Origin of the sequence: Paenibacillus germinis (assembly GCF_013141785.1) — a bacterium.
GTDB lineage: Bacteria > Bacillota > Bacilli > Paenibacillales > NBRC-103111 > Paenibacillus_E > Paenibacillus_E phytorum.
This window is the reverse complement of the sequence record NZ_WHOC01000075.1, coordinates 12,382-28,208: the sequence shown is the minus strand read 5'-3', so window position 1 is coordinate 28,208 and position 15,827 is coordinate 12,382. Positions and strand designations below refer to the sequence as shown.

The following is a 15,827-nucleotide window of genomic DNA, read 5'->3' as shown; positions in this document are numbered from 1 at the left end:
ATAGAAGCCACTGTTAGCCATTTAATTAGTGTTGTTTCGAATACAGCGATCCATAAGTGGTATGACGGTGTGACTGATGTTCCTACGAAGGTCATGTTTGATTTCGTGTGTAAAGCTGTGGGGGGAGAGTTAGCTACTTCTGATGAAACGAGCGATTGCAGGTGGGTTCCTAAGGAAAATGCTCTGGATTTGATTACTTTACCCGCAATCCGCATGCGTTATAAAGCTTATTTGAACTTTAACGGCTCTGTGAATTATATGGAGTACGTCACTGCAACAACGTCAGAATGTAATGTCAAGCTTCAAAGAAATGTTTAGTTGTACGAGGGCTCGTGTTATAAAAATATTTGCACTAACGAGGAACTATAGTTTAATGAATATCAAGTCTAAGGCTGCCGCAGATCGGCAGCCTTTTCTCAGCAAATGGGAAGTAGAATTGAAAATAATTTTTTGATTCTTTGAGAAATTTTCGGGAAAACCAAACGAAATTGCAATGAGAATTGTATATAAGTTAGAAAGGAGGGTGAACAGTGAAGGAAATTATAGAAAGATGCATGCGGGGAGATATGGAAGGTTTCGGGTTTCTGTTTAAAACTTATAGCAAAACGATTCACCAAACTGCATATTTAATTACTCGTAACAACACGTTGGCAGATGATATTACGCAAGAAACAATCATCCATTTATTTACTAACATTCATCACTATAAAGTTCAACAGCCCTTTGAGAATTGGTTGTATCGAGTGACTGTTAATGTTACCAAGAATGCTTTGCGAAAACAAAATGGGATTTTAGGTTGGAAAAGGACGGACTCATTACTCTTTGACAAAGAAATAGACCACAACACACCCGAAGAAATCCTGCAGCAAAAAGAAATGAAATCTGAAGTGTTGGATCAGATCACAAAGTTATTGCCTTATAAAATCAGGATTGTTATTGTTCTCAAATATTTTAACGGGCTATCGCAAGAAGAAATTGCAAATGTATTGAATGTACCTATAGGAACAGTAAAGTGGCGGATTCATCAAGCACTGATAAAATTAAGAAGCAAGTTGAACCAAGAACGTTATTTTAGGAAGGGGGCTGCGACACATGAATGAAATTGAGCGTGAAGTTAAACAAGCTTTAAATCAGGCGGCAAAGAGTTCAATCATGAATCCTCACTTAGAAAGCAGAGCATGGAATCAGCTATCATCAAATATCAAGGCAAAGAAACCTTTTAGTATCAAAAAAAGTGTTACTATTTGTTTGCTCTTAAGTTTGGTTTTGATCGTTGGTACAGCATACGCGGAATCAGCAATAAGCAAGATTAAACTTCTTACCTATATTGGACATGTTCCGATTTTCTCTAAACAAAGTGGAACCTCAAACAGCTTAAATCTTGAATTAGAGCAAGAAAAGAAATCGGCTTCGGATAAGGTTTTTAATGAAAATAAGGTTGGTCGGGAAGTAGTTGCGGGGATCTCTCCAGTTCCATTTATACTGCCGACTTTGCCAGACGGCTATGAGTTAAAAGATGAATTTGGGATTCCAGGGAGAATATCGCAACAAATCAGGGAGGGGAAACTTGAAAATACCTTTCTTCAGAAGGATGGCACCTTCTCTTACATAGCCTCTTTTTCAAAGGCTAACAATGATCCTATTGTGATCCAATATAGCTATTATTCAAAGTTCCAAGATATTGGTTCAATGGAGTTGAGATTCGAGACGGATAAGGTTGAACTAGAGGGTTACCCAGTAACGCAAACAGAAACTAGTTCTATAGTGTGGATTGAACTTAAAGATGGGGCTTTGCTTACAATAAATATTTCAGGACCTCAAACTTATAGCATAAGAGAGAGAAATGATGGTTTAAAAGAAGTTTTAAAGAAGTTAAATCTGAAATAATAATGTGTAAACGGCCTTTTGACATATGAAAATCGATATCATAATTACAAATAGGCTGCCTGCCGGCATGATCGTTGCCTATTGAAGTAACGGAAAATGATAGTTGAATAACGAACTCCAACAAGGCTGCCGCGGGAACGATGGCAGCCTTGTTAACGGGCAGGATAGTTAAACTTTATCCTCGTCCATTTTATCAATCTTATGGTATTATTTGGGTTAGATTAATGAAAGCGACTATGAGGAGAATTTTTAATGGAAACAATATTGTATTCCTTGATGCAAGAATTATTGGAGAAGTATAAAAAGTTGAAAATACCAAATAGATTTACCTTAGAAGAGGTTGAAAACATCTTAAAGAAAAAGTATTTAGTTATTGAACTTGATAAAAAGGAATTTGGGGATTATGAAAAAATAAGTAAGTGTTATTCAATTCAAAATGAAGAAGTCCTGAATAGTTTGTATAGTGCAGAAGAGAAAATATCCATTTTCATTATGCTTGAACATTTAAAAAAAGAAATAAAATTAAGTACCAAAGATATTGATGAAATTCATGCGGGAAGAAGAATAAATATTATCCTTGAAAGCGAAAACCAATATATAAGTAGCTTTACAATTCAAGGAATGAGTAACAAATTAGTAAATGAACTTATAGTATTAAAAGGGATTGATTCAGAAAAATGTACATTAGAAAATCAAGAATTTCTATACTATCTACAAGCTCTGTTAAAATCAGGCTATATTAATAATCAATAGATAAGATCTAACGTCGTTGAAAGCACGGAATGAAGGCTTCTTAACCTGCTCATTTTTATTTTGCGATAGAAACGCTTCAGTTAATAAGTTGGAGGAGGTAAATGTATGATACTTCTAAGAAAATTCACTTTCTGGTTTTCAGCATTGAGCATTTTCATTTGTCTTAGCGATCAATTAGGGAGTGGAATAGCAAATATTATTCTTAGTGGATTTGCTCCAATCTCATGGCTGATAAGAACTGTGCAATTCAGAACCTGGATGATAGATGATAGCGTATTTGGGGATAGCAGTGTTTTAGTTACCTTTCGCTTCCAAGCGTATTTAATTCATTTTTGTACTTTCATTATTGTAGGGTTTCTTTTAGATTACCTTATCCACTTATTCAAACGAAAGCAGAAGATGAAAATAGCATAATGGTTGGGATAAGTATAGATTGCGATATGTGATTGAACTATCGAGAAACGAGAGTTCAATAACAAGATGAAAGGCTGTGACCCAATTCGATCAGCTGCCTTTTCTCAAGTAAAGGGCAGGTTAGTTCAAAAGTATGTTGGAAACATGATGGGGAAATGGTATTTTTATAAGTGGATATATCTGTACATCATATAATTTTGTAGGAACAAGGTGAATAAGATTGTATTCAATTTATAATGCTGTCACAATAGGGTCATTAATCTTGATTCTGTATGTTCTTATTGATTTCATTAGAAATAAAACCAAGAGCTTTATTAGTAGAGTAATTTTTTATAGTTTTATTTTTTACTTACTAAATGTAGTTCAAGTGACAACGGGAGGTATTATATTTCCTCCTCAGAATGATTCCGCCCCAGTTTTGATGCAACTAATCCCATTTTATTTTATCGGTGACTGGATAAATATTTATCGAAATAATGGGTTTGATTGGTTCTTTTGGAATTCCGTAAAGTTATCGTTTTATAATTTGATAATGTTGGCACCGTTTGGAGTTTATTTACTGTTGTTATTCAAATCTAAACGAATTTCGAAATCTATTTTCACCGTCTTTCTCGTAAGCCTCACCATAGAAAGTTCCCAGTTTATACTCGGATACTTAGGTTTTGTAAGAAGTCGCGAGTTTGATATTGATGATCTCATATTAAATACTTTAGGCGGCTCTATTGGCTACTTATTCATCGCGTTATCAAGTAGATTTATCCAATCCTTACAAAACCGTCACAACGGAAAAGAAATGAACCCGTTACGCTAACGGATAACGTTACCTCAATAAGAATCGTTTACTTGTTGCACAGTAGGAAGACGGTAATCGCTAGGATAAAATTGAATATAAGATTAAACCCTCCTATTTCTAGTAAAACTAGAGTTAACAAAACTTGGGAGGGTTTTTATTATGAATTTGAAGGATTTGTGGAATCTGTATGAAGCTGATAAACGTATTTTGGGATTTAGTTCGCACACAATGAAAGCATACGCTTTACAATTAAATATGTTAGTTCTTGATCTTGGTGATCTTGAACTAGAGGGAATATCTCTAATCTTACTTAAGGACTATTTGGCTAGGGTATCAGAGAGATTAAAACCTAGTAGTTTAGGCCATTGAATTCGATTTGTGCGTTCCCTTTTTCGGTTTGCATTTGAAGAAGGACATCTCACGCCGAATCCTTCTATTAAGTTGAGGGAACCAAAGATGGACAAACGAATTCCGAAATTTCTAATTGAAGAGGACGTAATTCATCTTAAGATTACCTGTCGATCTCATAGAGAGCACGCATTATTAGAGTTTCTATATTGCACAGGATGCCGCGTTGGAGAAGTTCAGAAAATAAACCTTGAAGATATCAACTGGGAAAACTGTTCTGCAATTGTAAATGGTAAGGGATCCAAACAAAGAGAGGTTTATTTTACTACGGAGTGTAAGGTTTGGCTTAAGAGGTAACTAGAGAGCAGAAATGACACTTGTAAAGCATTGTTTGTCACCGAAACGAATCCGGTCCGTCGGTTGTCGATTCCAACGATTCGTTGGTCTTTGAAAAAGCTTGCTAAACGTAGTGATATTACTGCGAATGTATATCCACACCGATTTCGCCATACTTATGCCTGCCAATTGTTGGATAACGGTGCACCGTTAGAATTTATTCAGGGGATGCTCGGACATGAGAAAGCATCTACAACTCAGATTTACGCCCAACTGCGCGGTGAGCGTAGAAGAGAATTATATCGTCGTTATTTTTAAGTCTATTCAATGTATTACCTTTACTCAAGAGATGAGTGTGGGGGACTATTAGCTCATTGATACAACACTTAAGTTGGATGGTATTAATAACAGGTAGTAATTGATTGTTCGGTTTTATAAGCCTAGCTTAGCACAATTCATGTAATAGACTTGGCTAGTTTATGTTATTTTAATATTACATTGAATTGATACATATTTCGAGCGAAACATGAGTCTCCAACTCTCACGAAATCCTTGCAATATTCACGAATAATTCCAGCATTGTCGAGCATTTCATCTTTGCTTACGACAACATATACTTGTGATAATGCTACGGCGAAAAGTTCTATATCGGTTGACAACATTTTATTCATTACTAAAGAACCACCAAAATGTATCCATCTATAGACGGTGTTACTTGATTATATATATATTAAGATTAGAATATATTTAGTGAAAAATGTAAATAAATTAAAGATTAATTGCGTCGAAATTTCTATTTGTTCTTTTTGGAAGCATAATTTTTCCATGGTAAATTGGAAGCAGAAGCGTTCCAAAACGGCAAACTTATGGGCTAAGTTACATCCTTCTCCTGTAAAATTATGAATTCATCAAGCTGGTCCATCGTGGTAGCAAGAAAATTAACGTTGCTTCGTATTCACAACCTCATCAGAGGTCGTTCCATTTATTACGAAGAAAGATAATCGCGAATCGTCGCAGGTTAAGCCAATAATCACTTAAGAGTTGAGCGTGTTTGATAATATATTTCGGGTATAGTCTTAACAAAGGGTTGCCCGAAGGGCAGCCTTTTTCAGTTTTGAAAGGTTACTCAACAAATATATGTATAAATTTCAAATGAAAACAGATATGATATGCCAAAAGTATTTTACTTGAGGAGTGAAGTATATGACGATCACAATTGATGCTAAACTAATAACAAGATTCCGTGATGCAGTAAATAGGAAACCTATCTTTAGGCAACTGTTTGCAAATAGTGATGGAAAAAATAAATGGAATATAATTTGCTCAGCCATGGATTGGATTGATGTTGCAGCAGAAGGTCTTCCACTTTTTAAGATTGAATCACCCAATTTTGGTCACAATTCACTTGCCTCACTAAATTTAATGCAATACATTGTTACGGTCGATATCTTGATTGAATCGATACAACAATTATACAGAGTAATATGTGGTGAAAATACCAACCCATTGTCGCAAGATTCTACTATATTTAAACAAAGCAGTATAAGTGATGACATTTACTTTAAGCATATTAGGGCTGTGTTCGGAACTCATCCCGTTAATTTGACAAGCGTAGACGGTTATAATAAACAAAATGGGGAGAGATTTTACTCGAGTTGGTCGGCTGGCAAAGTAGCGGGAAGTGACGCAGACTTTAATGCCGTTTTATATAGTAATTTGCCAGGAAAAGACGACACCTTTTTCGGTGTAAAGTTAGATGATGTAAGTAAGTATGCTGAATTGAGATATAACCTTCTTAATGATTTGATAAACAAAGTAGAAGTTACCCTTGAAGAGCATCTTACTCTGTATCGGACTAAACCAATTGCTTCTTTAACCGATCCCTTAAAACAACTTGAACTATTATTGAAGGAGAACAATTCAAGAATCGGAGTACGCTACGGTTATTCGAATGAAATACCAAACATTTATGATCTTTTAAAGGTTAATATAACCGCAGTCGAGGGGTTAGATATTGATATCATTGATGAATATAAGGAATTTCTTCTTTCATTAATACCACGCATAAAGTTAAATTTAGAAAATATGGACATTCAATTGATCGAATTTTGGCCGAAGTTGGGTAGAGGTTATGAGTTTCGGAAGATTTATGAATACCTGATAGAAAATCATTCTAATAAAATGGGAGAAGTCTATTTCCAAGATCTTGTTGAGAAGAAATGGCTACCTACATTTTTACTTGAATGTAATAATTTTGATGAGAAGTATTTTCTGTTGAATGCATATTTACACCGAGCAGAAAAGAACGGGATTACCAAATTTGGTTATGGTTTATAGTTAGTCTTTATTATAAACCGTTATCTTTTGCGGTTAAACAAAACGATGGATCAGAAATAATAGGCTTGATATTGTTACACAAAGGCATTTTATTTACCATGCTGAGTCCGTTTGAAATCGTAATAATTTAATATAAGCTGCATTGCTCCAGGTTCTTTTATTAAATGTGGAAAATAAAAAAAGTCATTTTTAAACATGTTTGCTGCTAAAGCTATGTCAATTTCAAGCCATTTTAACAACAACTCGTCTTTTATTGTTAAGTGGAGTTGCCATTCTGATAATGATTTGATATTCATATCGATAATGAATTCAGAGCATTTACATCTGAAGCCCTCGAGAATTTGAAAATTAACATAATTGAAGGTAATTTGCTGGCCACACGTACTACAAGTGTTCCTTAAATCACATAAATGGAATGGGCATTGATGCAATAAGCTAAATTGGTGAAAAATGCTGTGGTGTCCCATACATAAACATTTTTCGCAATATGTAAGGTCGGATCTTATCAGATAATTATTGTAATTTATATTTGAAAACATTCCAGTTAATCTATTCAAGTTTTGTTTAGACTGTTCCAAAATGTCGTATCCAATTACAGCAACGAGATTTCTGAGATCAAATTCACGATGCAAATCTTGAGAATTAATAAGGTTCGCATATTTAATTTTCTCAAGAATTGACCATCCGGATTCAAATGGGTTAACCCAGGACACATTCCATGTAATAGATTTCATAAGTCACTTCCTTCTTTTTAAGAATAGATGTTTTTGCTTGTTTTTTTCTAACTTTAATTGATTTAATTTTAAATAATATTCTTCTAAATCTGTTTGTAGTAAGTTCTTTGTGTCTGAAAGAAGTTGAGCTTTAATCAAATCTCCAGTATCTAAAATGATGCATAGCGTATTATGCTCCTCTGTGTAAATAACTGGAACCTTCACCATGTAATAAGGGCTATTTAGTGAAAACCATTGCTCAGAAATAGCCAGAGGACAAGTATACTTTTTTTCTCTAAAAATGATTCCTTGAGCTGTGACTTCTGCTAATGAGCCGTTATTGTTTAGAAAATCCATAAAAACCTCTCCTTAAAAATACAAGACTATACAAGTATGTATTGCCAATATAATCAAATTAGATTCATTTTTGAATACAAATTGCAAGCGAAAAAAGATGACAACTCCCATAATTAGGAGTTGTCATCTTTTTTCGCTTGTTCCTTTAATAAATTTTGCGTTTTTCATAGCATATTCAAGTGCTAAGTTTATTAATTCATTTCTAGATCGATTGCTTATCTTTGAAAGGTGATCGAATTTTTCTTGTAAAGCCCTATCTACTCTTATGGTGATAGTAACTGATTTATCTTCTTTAGGAGTAATAATAAAATCATCGTCACTCATGAAATCACCTCTATAAAACAGTATAGAAGTAATAGAGTACATAAAAATATAACACAATTTGTGTTCAATAATGATTACAAAAAAATATCGTGGTTAGACTGTTAACTGTATGTGATTAATGATTATTAGCATTGAAGGAGATGATTAGTTATTGAATACAAATGTTAGTACCAAAATGCAATTACTTGAGGCGGCAAAGAGTGTATTTGCAAGAAAAGGTTTTGAGAGAACAACACTTGTAGAAATTATTAAAGAATCCAGACTACAAAACAAATTAGTTGTTTATCAATTTAATGGAAAAGATGGTTTAATGTCCGCGGTATTACAAACATTTTTGCCTCTGAACAACATTATCTGGAAAAAGGAGCTTAATGAGGACCCAGTTCTATGGATAGAAAAAATTATTCATGATGTTATTCTATTAAGAGAAAAGGATCCTGAAATTATCTCTATCCTTCAGTCAGAAATAATTTATCCATCAAGTCGAGGAGACCTAGTAAACTTTTATATTTCATCAATATGGAAAGAATTTAGAGATGTACTTGACTTAGGAAAAACTAGAGGTTATTTTCAATTTGGCTCTTTAGAACTAACATTAGGGTTCGTAATTAGTTCAACTTTTATGTACAAGCAAGAGTTCCAAACTAACACCAAAATTATTAGTAGCGACGTTATTATTAAGGAAACAATTAGCCTTGTTTTAAATGCATTAGATTATAAACAAAGGGATATATCATTAGATTCCAGAGGAGTTTTATGAGTCTTTCAAATTTCGAGAAGTTTATAGAGACTGGGAAATTTAGTAGACTTAAACGTATCACTGAAGAAACTAAATTAATAAAGGATAGATTAAGAGACAAACTAATTAGAGAAGAAATTAAACGAGTAGAATGGAGGGATTGCGGAATTGTTGGGAAATTTCGAAGTATGAATCGTTATGACTACCGTCATTTAGAATTAAATGAGTATTTATATAATTTGGGAATTCTACCTATGTTATCTTCTGTAAAGGAAACATGTTTAACAGAGCAAGAGAAAAAATCTTTATGTAAAGCTAGTAAGTTCGATCGTGAAGACAGTGTTTGTTTTAATCCCTCAAAATTATCAAATTCAGGTTTTAATGTAGCTCAAGATTTCGATTTGACTATTAACAAATTGAGCACTATTGAGAAGGTACTTCTATGGAAAGAAAAAATGTTGTTTAGAGAAAAGCTGGAAAAGGAATGGAAGCTTCTTTTGAATAGTTTAAGTGGGTTACTTAAGCAGAAGGAAAATTCAAAGATACAATTAACGTTTGGTACTGTCACATTGAAAAGTAAGAATCTATATTATCCGATTGATGTCTTAGAATTATTCGGGAAAGATGTTCTTATACAATCAACGAGAGTAAGACTTGAGAAATTAGAAGAGTTTGCTGCACAAGGCTTTTTGAATATATCTGAAATTAAAAGTTTTCGAAAAATAATTAAAGTTGAACAACAATTTGTTCTAATGGAATTAGATAAAGAGGAACGTTGCAAAGACTGGTTCAGTCAAAGATTAAATAAATTATCGGAGTTAAGTAGGCATCGAAATTAGGGTTACTTAATCTCCATACATTAATTCAGGATTTATTCAGTAAAATCGGTATTAATGGAGCAATATTATGTGTGTATTTTAAGTTATTTTTTATTTAATGTGAATAATATTTTCTTAAAGCATTAATGCAATAGAGAACGAAGTTTAAGTCTTGCTTATTTGACATATTTTTAATTCCTTGAAATAAAGTACCTTTCAGAATTTGTTTTTGTTCAAAGTCCATATTAAGAAGGTCGAGTACATCCAGTGATTTAATTTCATTCTTAGTATAGGTTTTAAAGTTTGGAAATGAATGTTGGTGCAACAAAACAGGTTCGTTACAATTTGTACAGCACTGTGATATAGAGGAGCTCTTATAAAAAGTGTAAATCAAAGGTTGATTACACACTCTACAATTATTTTTCAGTGGCTCCAAATGAAAGGGACATTCTTTAATGAACTTGAATTGAAAGAATAAACTATGGTAAGCATTCAAAGAACAAAAATTACAGTAATAAAGATCTTTGTTAAAAAAATCATCTGTTTGATTTTTATAACCTAAAAAATCTTCAGATAAATTAGTAATTGTAGTATAAAATTGCGTCAGAAATGGATATGAAATTTTGCTTTCAATTTTTCTGTGATCTAGTCCTCTAATTAGTAAAAAGGAGATGCTACTATCCATTGACGAACCAAAATTTTTAAAGAATTCACTTTGTGTTATAACATTGGCATAACAAATTTTATCATAGACACTAAATGGAGATTCATAAATAGACAGCCAGTCTTTACTCCAAGTAATTCTCTCTTGCATAATACCATCCCTAATTTATTTTTAAGTGAAAGTTATTTTTAAATGAATCGATTAGTTTTATTCTATTGTCAATGAATACTTGAAGCGATGTTGAGAGATCCGAATACAACGATAACAAATAGAAGAATGGCCTTAAGCTCTTCTTCTATTTTTTTGATTTTTTAATTAAGCACCGCGACAGGACGTACCAACATATCTACAAGCCTTCAGTAAGATTATCATTAATAATTGATACCTTAAGTATTGGTTCATATTCGGACAAAATTTTCCATATTGGTTCGTCCATTGCTTGATATAGTTGATAACCACATTTACATGTAAAAGGGATATCTTTTGCAATATTGAAAAAATAAATATCTTTATTGCAATCTTCGCATTTAGTCTGAAGGCTAGTTAAATGAAACGGGCAAACATCTATTAACTTATATTGATGTAAGTAACTGTGGTAGTTGTACTGAATGCATTTTTCACAGAAACATAAGTGTGTATGAAAGTAATGCAGTGGATTATATCGTTCAAGTTTGGAAAGTTTCAACATTGTTGTTTTAATCTCAAAAAAATCGATATTTGTAAGTTCATTCAGTTTATTAAGTGCTTCGTCTGACAGCTTATTTACATTTCTTAGACTGCGTCGTCTATTAACTTTATTTTCATTTATGTATTGCGACAGTTCACTACCATTGATTGAGTTGGAAATTTTTATATTCTCGATTAAAGACCATATTGATTCGTAAGGTCTTTTCCATTCCTCGCGCCAGATAATGTTAGTGCCCATATAAATAGCCCCCAAAATGAGTTTCTTGATGTATTTATTTCCAGCATATAGCACGAGTTATACATTCATTTCGTCTATTAAAGTGATTTTTATGTCGTGAAACGCAGCTTTCTTGATTTTCGGGGTTTTCTTGTCGCTAATGAGGGTATTTTCTTGTGCTTGTACTAAACCAATCTCGTTTACAGATTGGTTTTTTAGTTAAACATTATATGTATTCAAGGTAGAAACAAAGTTCGTTTCAAAACAAAATATACAATGATATTTGTCTTTCATAATATTGGAGAATTGATTATATTGTTGATTTATTTAAAAGGGGATGAGAGCATTTGATTTTCATTAATGAAATAGCCGCATCTGCTTCATCATCGGAATATTTGAGGAAAATATGTTGGAGGGAAGAATGGGTTCACCCTTACGAGTCAATTATTTCAATAATTGAAAAAATCAAGGTAGCTAACGTGATTGAAAGCGAAGATATTATTCGTGGATTAGGGACTAAGATTCTGAGGGAGCAGAGGACAATAACAACAGCTGCTAAGAATATGGATTTATATACGATGCAAAGTTTTGATGATGAGTTATTTATGTACTATACGAATTATGATCTTAAAAAACAAAAAGAGTTAATAAAAAAAGTGTGTAACTCATCGTATGTTGGCAGAAAAACGTATGATCACTTTAGCAAATACTTAAAATATTGCGAGGAATGCTTGGAATATCACTTTCATAGTATTTTTCATCAACTATGGGCTGTAAATGTTTGCCCTTTCCACGGGATAAGTTTAAGGGACACATGTGTACGGTGTAACAAAACACGGTCGTACTCTTTTAAGTATGGCGATCATTTTCGATGCTATTGTGGTTATAGTTTTATAACTGAAAATAGTAGTGGCAGAACAATTTGGGCAAATTGGGGTAGGGAATTTGAAATAAAGAAAGATATTTTTATATGGACATATATCTGATTGAATTAGTTAGATATATCGTATATTGAATGGTGAATAACTAGCCCTCATCTTTAATGACAAGGTGGTGAGGGCCGTTTTACGCTTATAGAGTAAAAGGATCCATCTAGAGGTGGTAGTAGGTAATGTAGGCACTTTTGTGTCGTTTATGTAGGAACATTTGTGTCGTTAGAATCTTATTTATAATGATTATTAAAAAGGATTGACTTTTGATAATAATTATTTATAATAATTATTATCTGATATGAATTCTCATTGGACAAGCAGTCACTATGGGTTGAAAGGAGTGCGCAGCGATGTATGATGTCATTATTATTGGAGCTGGACCGGCAGGAGCCTCAGCTGCTATCTATACAGCAAGAGGAAATCTGAAGACACTCGTTATTGACAAGGCACCGAATACAGGAGCTTTGGCCATCACTCACAAAATTGCGAATTACCCGGGTGTTATTGGGGAGCTATCAGGTAAGGATTTGCTTGATACGATGCGGGAGCAAGCCAAAGGCTTTGGGGCGGAGTTCATCCAAACAACGATTACAGCTGTAGATGTGGAAGGCGATACGAAGTATGTATTTACGGCTGACGGTATCTATGAAAGCAAGTCGATCGTTATCGCGACGGGTTCCAAAGGACGCAACCGTATGCTGCCTGGGGAAGAAAGCTTGTTAGGGCGTGGCGTTAGTACATGTGCAACGTGTGATGGAGCCTTTTTCGATGGCAAAACAGTCGCTGTAATTGGTGATTCAGAGGAAGCCTTAGAAGAAGCACAAGCGTTAAGTAAATTTACGGAAAAAATTCACTTCATAGTTCCACGACCAGAACTGCAAGGCGTTCATCACGTTCCAGAATTGCCGGGCACTGACTTTCTCTACAAAGCCAAACCGCTTGAAGTTCTTGGAGACAAGCATGTAGAGGGACTTAGAATACGCACGAGTTCTGGTGCAGAGGAAGTACTCCATGTGGATGGTGTGTTTGTCTTCCTATCCGGCAGTAAGCCCGGCACAGATTTCTTACAGGATCAGGTTCCGCTGGACGCGGATGGTTTTATGATTCTGGATAGCTCGATGCAATCACCTGTTGCAGGTGTATTCGGGGCTGGAGAAGTCAGACGCACACCGGTGAAGCAAGCGGTTGTTGCAGCTGCTGATGGAGCCATCGCAGCCATGGCGGTCGATAAATTTATTAATAAACGGGCTCAGCTGATCCCGCAATACAAATAATCTTAGCCACACAAGGAGATGAATTTCGATGTCTAATGTCATTGTTTATTCCAGTACAAATTGCCCTTATTGCCAACAATTGAAAAAGTATTTAACGGAACAAAATGTCTCCTACGAAGAAAGAAACATTGATCTGAATGATCAATTCGGACAAGAACTTCACGATTTAGGCCTGATGTCTTTGCCTGTGACGGTCATTGGCGAACACAAAATTTTGGGTCTCAACGTTACTAAACTCAAAAAAGCTTTGGCCGAAATCGCAAGCTAATAACATACCATATAAATAGATAGAGGAGAGCTAACCATGACACAATTAACCGTACAACCCTCACAATCTTTTGCTAAAATAGGGCTTCCTGCGCCTTCATTCTCATTGCTATCGACGAAGAATATGGAAACCTTAGAAGAGAAAATAACGCTTGAAGATTATAGAGGAAAATGGCTTGTTTTCTTCTTCTGGCCATTCGACTTTACGTTCGTTTGTCCTACCGAAATCACAGCTTTTAGTGACAATTACGAGCAGTTCCTTGAACTGGATTGTGAAATCGTTGGAGCTTCTGTCGACAGTGTGTATACACACAGAGCTTGGACTCAAACGCCGCGCGACCAAAGCGGCATCGGTCCTGTGAAGTTCTCGTTGGTCAGTGATTTCTCCAAAGAAACAGCACGCGCATATGGCGTGTTAGACGATGAAACCGGGGCTGCGCATCGCGGATTGTTCATCATCGATCCAGAAGGCGTGCTGCGGTACCAAGTGGTCACGGATATGAATGTTGGGCGCTCTGTAGATGAGACGCTGCGTGTGCTTCAAGCGCTTCAGGCTGGTGGACTTTGTCCAGCGAACTGGAAACCAGGCGATAAAACTCTATAAGCTGCAAAAGTAAACAAGCCCTAATCGACTCTCACTCGATTGGGGCTTTTGTGTGTATTCAAAGTCTGTTTTGAAGTATAATAGAAGAACTATATAGGTGAAGACAGAGAGGTTAGATGCATGATGCAGTCCATATCGGACAAACTGTTTATGGGTTCTTTGATTTTACTCATGATTTCCATTGTGGTTAGCGGAATTGGCTTTCAATTCGTGAATTGGCGCACACAAGTGACAGATGAGTTAGATGGGGAGACGCAAGAAAGCGGTTCTCGCAAGAAAGCCGTGTTGGACCGGCAAGATAAGAGCTTGGGACGTGTGCTTCGTTCCTACTTATTTTGGATCGCGATAGCAGGCATTCTAATATCCATTGCACTTTCTTGGTTTAGCTCTAAATAAAAATATAAGGCATATAGCACTCGGGCTGAGTGTTATACGCCTTTTTTGTATCCTATTTTACCCGGAATCATGATCTAAACAATCTCTTCTACGCAGGAGCTGCAGACCAGCTTGCCTTTGAAATAAGTCATATTCTCGAAATTACCGCAGAATACACAGGCTGGCATATACTTCTTGAGTGTAATGCGCTCTGGATCGACATAAACCTCGATCGCGTCACCGATATCGATATGAAGTGTTCGTCGCAGCTCAATCGGCAAAACAATCCGGCCTAACTCGTCTACTTTTCTCACTATTCCCGTCGATTTCATCTGAAAGCCTCCTATTTATTTCATTAGACTTCGATCATGTGTGTTGCATAAATAATTCCACATATAAACTTGAATTCCTTTTATTTACTTCAAACATTTTAGGCAATTATCTGATAATGCATGAATGTGGACGGCAAAAAAAGGACTTACACGTGTTTCGTTGAACACGTGCAAGCCCTCTATACATATAAGATCTAGTTTTTGTTTTCCTGTTGTTGATCTTTGGAAATTTGCTCTTTTAGCGCTGCATTTTTAAGAACCAACTGTTTAGATAATTCAACTTGTAAAAGGTTGATTTTATTAATCTCATCCTTTAATTTACTAAGTCGAGACATCTTGCTGCTTAAATCGCTGGGTGAAGAACTTATTTTTATATCCCTTTGTAATTGATTTATTTTTGAAAGTGCTTTTTCCTTTTTTTTCTGTTCGTCGATACTTCTTTGTTGAGTTTCAGTAATTTCTTTTTTTAATCGATTTATGATAGATAGAGTGAAACTTATAGCCATTCAAACACCTCTTAGCAATTTAGTGTAGCTTCGAACCCATTTTACACTAAATACATGGTCCGTGCCAAAAGGGGATGAGAAAACCTTTATCGAGGTCATTCAATGATGAGCGACCGCGTTTAGAGGTAGGTTTTATCGCCAATAAGAAAG

General features: G+C 35.0%; 21 protein-coding genes and 1 pseudogene. 16 read left to right on the top strand and 6 right to left on the bottom strand.

The window, feature by feature from the left end; genetic code table 11:
• From GC102_RS15170 to GC102_RS15135, 9 genes and pseudogenes are all read left to right on the top strand, one after another.
• The coding region (locus GC102_RS15170; RefSeq protein ID WP_376769374.1) for an NUDIX hydrolase at nt 1-318 on the top strand (318 nt) is incomplete at its 5' end.
• A gap of 212 nt (nt 319-530) precedes the next feature.
• Nucleotides 531-1,100, top strand: a complete 570-nt coding sequence (locus GC102_RS15165; RefSeq protein ID WP_171690290.1) for an RNA polymerase sigma factor — start codon at nt 531-533, stop codon at nt 1,098-1,100.
• Nucleotides 1,093-1,887, top strand: a complete 795-nt coding sequence (locus tag GC102_RS15160; protein ID WP_171690289.1) for a hypothetical protein — start codon at nt 1,093-1,095, stop codon at nt 1,885-1,887. Before GC102_RS15165 ends, GC102_RS15160 begins: the two co-directional genes overlap by 8 nt.
• 252 nt (nt 1,888-2,139) lie before the next feature.
• Nucleotides 2,140-2,640 carry a hypothetical protein gene (locus GC102_RS15155; RefSeq protein ID WP_171690288.1) on the top strand — a complete coding sequence of 167 codons (501 nt, stop codon included), beginning with the start codon at nt 2,140-2,142 and terminating at the stop codon, nt 2,638-2,640.
• A gap of 105 nt (nt 2,641-2,745) precedes the next feature.
• Nucleotides 2,746-3,054 carry a hypothetical protein gene (locus tag GC102_RS15150; protein WP_171690287.1) on the top strand — a complete coding sequence of 103 codons (309 nt, stop codon included), beginning with the start codon at nt 2,746-2,748 and terminating at the stop codon, nt 3,052-3,054.
• 220 nt (nt 3,055-3,274) lie between these two features.
• Nucleotides 3,275-3,865: a VanZ family protein gene (locus tag GC102_RS15145; protein WP_171690286.1), complete on the top strand. Its 591-nt coding sequence runs from the start codon at nt 3,275-3,277 to the stop codon at nt 3,863-3,865.
• A 141-nt stretch (nt 3,866-4,006) separates the two neighbouring features.
• Entirely contained in the window at nt 4,007-4,216 is a 210-nt protein-coding gene (locus GC102_RS40335; protein WP_312883284.1) for an integrase, read from the top strand.
• 87 nt (nt 4,217-4,303) lie between these two features.
• Nucleotides 4,304-4,849 (top strand): annotated as a pseudogene (locus GC102_RS40330) (tyrosine-type recombinase/integrase).
• A gap of 885 nt (nt 4,850-5,734) precedes the next feature.
• Nucleotides 5,735-6,868, top strand: a complete 1,134-nt coding sequence (locus GC102_RS15135) for a hypothetical protein (RefSeq protein WP_171690285.1) — start codon at nt 5,735-5,737, stop codon at nt 6,866-6,868.
• Between the two features lie 737 nt (nt 6,869-7,605).
• On the opposite strand, the gene GC102_RS15130 is transcribed toward GC102_RS15135, so the two are convergent.
• Together GC102_RS15130 and GC102_RS15125 are read right to left on the bottom strand one after the other, a co-directional pair.
• Nucleotides 7,606-7,938 (bottom strand): hypothetical protein, encoded by a 333-nt coding sequence (locus tag GC102_RS15130; RefSeq protein ID WP_171690284.1) that lies wholly within the window; start codon nt 7,936-7,938, stop codon nt 7,606-7,608.
• 123 nt (nt 7,939-8,061) lie between these two features.
• On the bottom strand, nt 8,062-8,262 hold the full coding sequence (locus tag GC102_RS15125; protein ID WP_079421284.1) for a ribbon-helix-helix protein, CopG family: 201 nt from the start codon (nt 8,260-8,262) through the stop codon (nt 8,062-8,064).
• 151 nt (nt 8,263-8,413) lie between these two features.
• Here GC102_RS15125 and GC102_RS15120 point away from each other — a divergent pair, with 151 nt between their 5' ends.
• Both GC102_RS15120 and GC102_RS15115 read left to right on the top strand, forming a co-directional pair.
• Nucleotides 8,414-9,022 (top strand): TetR/AcrR family transcriptional regulator, encoded by a 609-nt coding sequence (locus GC102_RS15120; protein ID WP_171690283.1) that lies wholly within the window; start codon nt 8,414-8,416, stop codon nt 9,020-9,022.
• Entirely contained in the window at nt 9,019-9,840 is an 822-nt protein-coding gene (locus tag GC102_RS15115) for a hypothetical protein (protein ID WP_171690282.1), read from the top strand. The genes GC102_RS15120 and GC102_RS15115 overlap by 4 nt, the downstream gene beginning before the upstream one ends.
• 94 nt (nt 9,841-9,934) lie before the next feature.
• Here the strand turns inward: GC102_RS15115 and GC102_RS15110 are convergent, their stop codons facing one another.
• Together GC102_RS15110 and GC102_RS15105 are read right to left on the bottom strand one after the other, a co-directional pair.
• Nucleotides 9,935-10,633, bottom strand: coding sequence for a hypothetical protein (locus tag GC102_RS15110; RefSeq protein WP_171690281.1), 699 nt, complete (start codon nt 10,631-10,633; stop codon nt 9,935-9,937).
• A 196-nt stretch (nt 10,634-10,829) separates the two neighbouring features.
• A complete protein-coding gene (locus GC102_RS15105) occupies nt 10,830-11,408 on the bottom strand; it encodes a hypothetical protein (RefSeq protein WP_171690280.1) in 579 nt (192 codons plus the stop codon).
• Between the two features lie 326 nt (nt 11,409-11,734).
• Between GC102_RS15105 and GC102_RS15100 the strand changes: the two genes are divergently transcribed.
• The 5 genes from GC102_RS15100 to GC102_RS15080 all read left to right on the top strand — a co-directional run bounded on the left by GC102_RS15100 (nt 11,735) and on the right by GC102_RS15080 (nt 14,860).
• Nucleotides 11,735-12,373, top strand: a complete 639-nt coding sequence (locus tag GC102_RS15100; RefSeq protein WP_171690279.1) for a TniQ family protein — start codon at nt 11,735-11,737, stop codon at nt 12,371-12,373.
• A 296-nt stretch (nt 12,374-12,669) separates the two neighbouring features.
• Nucleotides 12,670-13,593 carry an NAD(P)/FAD-dependent oxidoreductase gene (locus GC102_RS15095; protein WP_171690278.1) on the top strand — a complete coding sequence of 308 codons (924 nt, stop codon included), beginning with the start codon at nt 12,670-12,672 and terminating at the stop codon, nt 13,591-13,593.
• 28 nt (nt 13,594-13,621) lie between these two features.
• On the top strand, nt 13,622-13,861 hold the full coding sequence (locus tag GC102_RS15090) for a glutaredoxin family protein (protein ID WP_029196850.1): 240 nt from the start codon (nt 13,622-13,624) through the stop codon (nt 13,859-13,861).
• Between the two features lie 36 nt (nt 13,862-13,897).
• Entirely contained in the window at nt 13,898-14,464 is a 567-nt protein-coding gene (locus tag GC102_RS15085; RefSeq protein WP_171690277.1) for a peroxiredoxin, read from the top strand.
• A 120-nt stretch (nt 14,465-14,584) separates the two neighbouring features.
• Complete coding sequence (locus tag GC102_RS15080; protein WP_171690276.1) at nt 14,585-14,860, top strand: hypothetical protein; 276 nt, start codon at nt 14,585-14,587, stop codon at nt 14,858-14,860.
• 74 nt (nt 14,861-14,934) lie between these two features.
• Here the strand turns inward: GC102_RS15080 and GC102_RS15075 are convergent, their stop codons facing one another.
• The gene (locus GC102_RS15075) at nt 14,935-15,171 is read right to left on the bottom strand and encodes an AbrB/MazE/SpoVT family DNA-binding domain-containing protein (protein ID WP_047677188.1); all 237 of its coding nucleotides are present in this window, start codon (nt 15,169-15,171) and stop codon (nt 14,935-14,937) included.
• Nucleotides 15,172-15,365: 194 nt separating this feature from the next.
• Nucleotides 15,366-15,677 carry a hypothetical protein gene (locus GC102_RS15070; RefSeq protein WP_171645969.1) on the bottom strand — a complete coding sequence of 104 codons (312 nt, stop codon included), beginning with the start codon at nt 15,675-15,677 and terminating at the stop codon, nt 15,366-15,368.
• Between the last annotated feature and the right edge of the window lie 150 nt (nt 15,678-15,827).

What these genes read in the sequence shown, in the direction of transcription:
- GC102_RS15090 (WP_029196850.1), top strand. Translation starts at nt 13,622, where the DNA reads ATGTCTAATGTCATTGTTTATTCCAGTACAAATTGCCCTTATTGCCAA.
- GC102_RS15095 (WP_171690278.1), top strand. Translation starts at nt 12,670, where the DNA reads ATGTATGATGTCATTATTATTGGAGCTGGACCGGCAGGAGCCTCAGCT.
- GC102_RS15155 (WP_171690288.1), top strand. Translation starts at nt 2,140, where the DNA reads ATGGAAACAATATTGTATTCCTTGATGCAAGAATTATTGGAGAAGTAT.
- GC102_RS15080 (WP_171690276.1), top strand. Translation starts at nt 14,585, where the DNA reads ATGATGCAGTCCATATCGGACAAACTGTTTATGGGTTCTTTGATTTTA.
- GC102_RS15070 (WP_171645969.1), bottom strand. Translation starts at nt 15,677, where the DNA reads ATGGCTATAAGTTTCACTCTATCTATCATAAATCGATTAAAAAAAGAA.
- GC102_RS15160 (WP_171690289.1), top strand. Translation starts at nt 1,093, where the DNA reads ATGAATGAAATTGAGCGTGAAGTTAAACAAGCTTTAAATCAGGCGGCA.
- GC102_RS15075 (WP_047677188.1), bottom strand. Translation starts at nt 15,171, where the DNA reads ATGAAATCGACGGGAATAGTGAGAAAAGTAGACGAGTTAGGCCGGATT.
- GC102_RS15085 (WP_171690277.1), top strand. Translation starts at nt 13,898, where the DNA reads ATGACACAATTAACCGTACAACCCTCACAATCTTTTGCTAAAATAGGG.
- GC102_RS15105 (WP_171690280.1), bottom strand. Translation starts at nt 11,408, where the DNA reads ATGGGCACTAACATTATCTGGCGCGAGGAATGGAAAAGACCTTACGAA.
- GC102_RS15110 (WP_171690281.1), bottom strand. Translation starts at nt 10,633, where the DNA reads ATGCAAGAGAGAATTACTTGGAGTAAAGACTGGCTGTCTATTTATGAA.
- GC102_RS40335 (WP_312883284.1), top strand. Translation starts at nt 4,007, where the DNA reads ATGAATTTGAAGGATTTGTGGAATCTGTATGAAGCTGATAAACGTATT.
- GC102_RS15135 (WP_171690285.1), top strand. Translation starts at nt 5,735, where the DNA reads ATGACGATCACAATTGATGCTAAACTAATAACAAGATTCCGTGATGCA.
- GC102_RS15150 (WP_171690287.1), top strand. Translation starts at nt 2,746, where the DNA reads ATGATACTTCTAAGAAAATTCACTTTCTGGTTTTCAGCATTGAGCATT.
- GC102_RS15115 (WP_171690282.1), top strand. Translation starts at nt 9,019, where the DNA reads ATGAGTCTTTCAAATTTCGAGAAGTTTATAGAGACTGGGAAATTTAGT.
- GC102_RS15130 (WP_171690284.1), bottom strand. Translation starts at nt 7,938, where the DNA reads ATGGATTTTCTAAACAATAACGGCTCATTAGCAGAAGTCACAGCTCAA.
- GC102_RS15125 (WP_079421284.1), bottom strand. Translation starts at nt 8,262, where the DNA reads ATGAGTGACGATGATTTTATTATTACTCCTAAAGAAGATAAATCAGTT.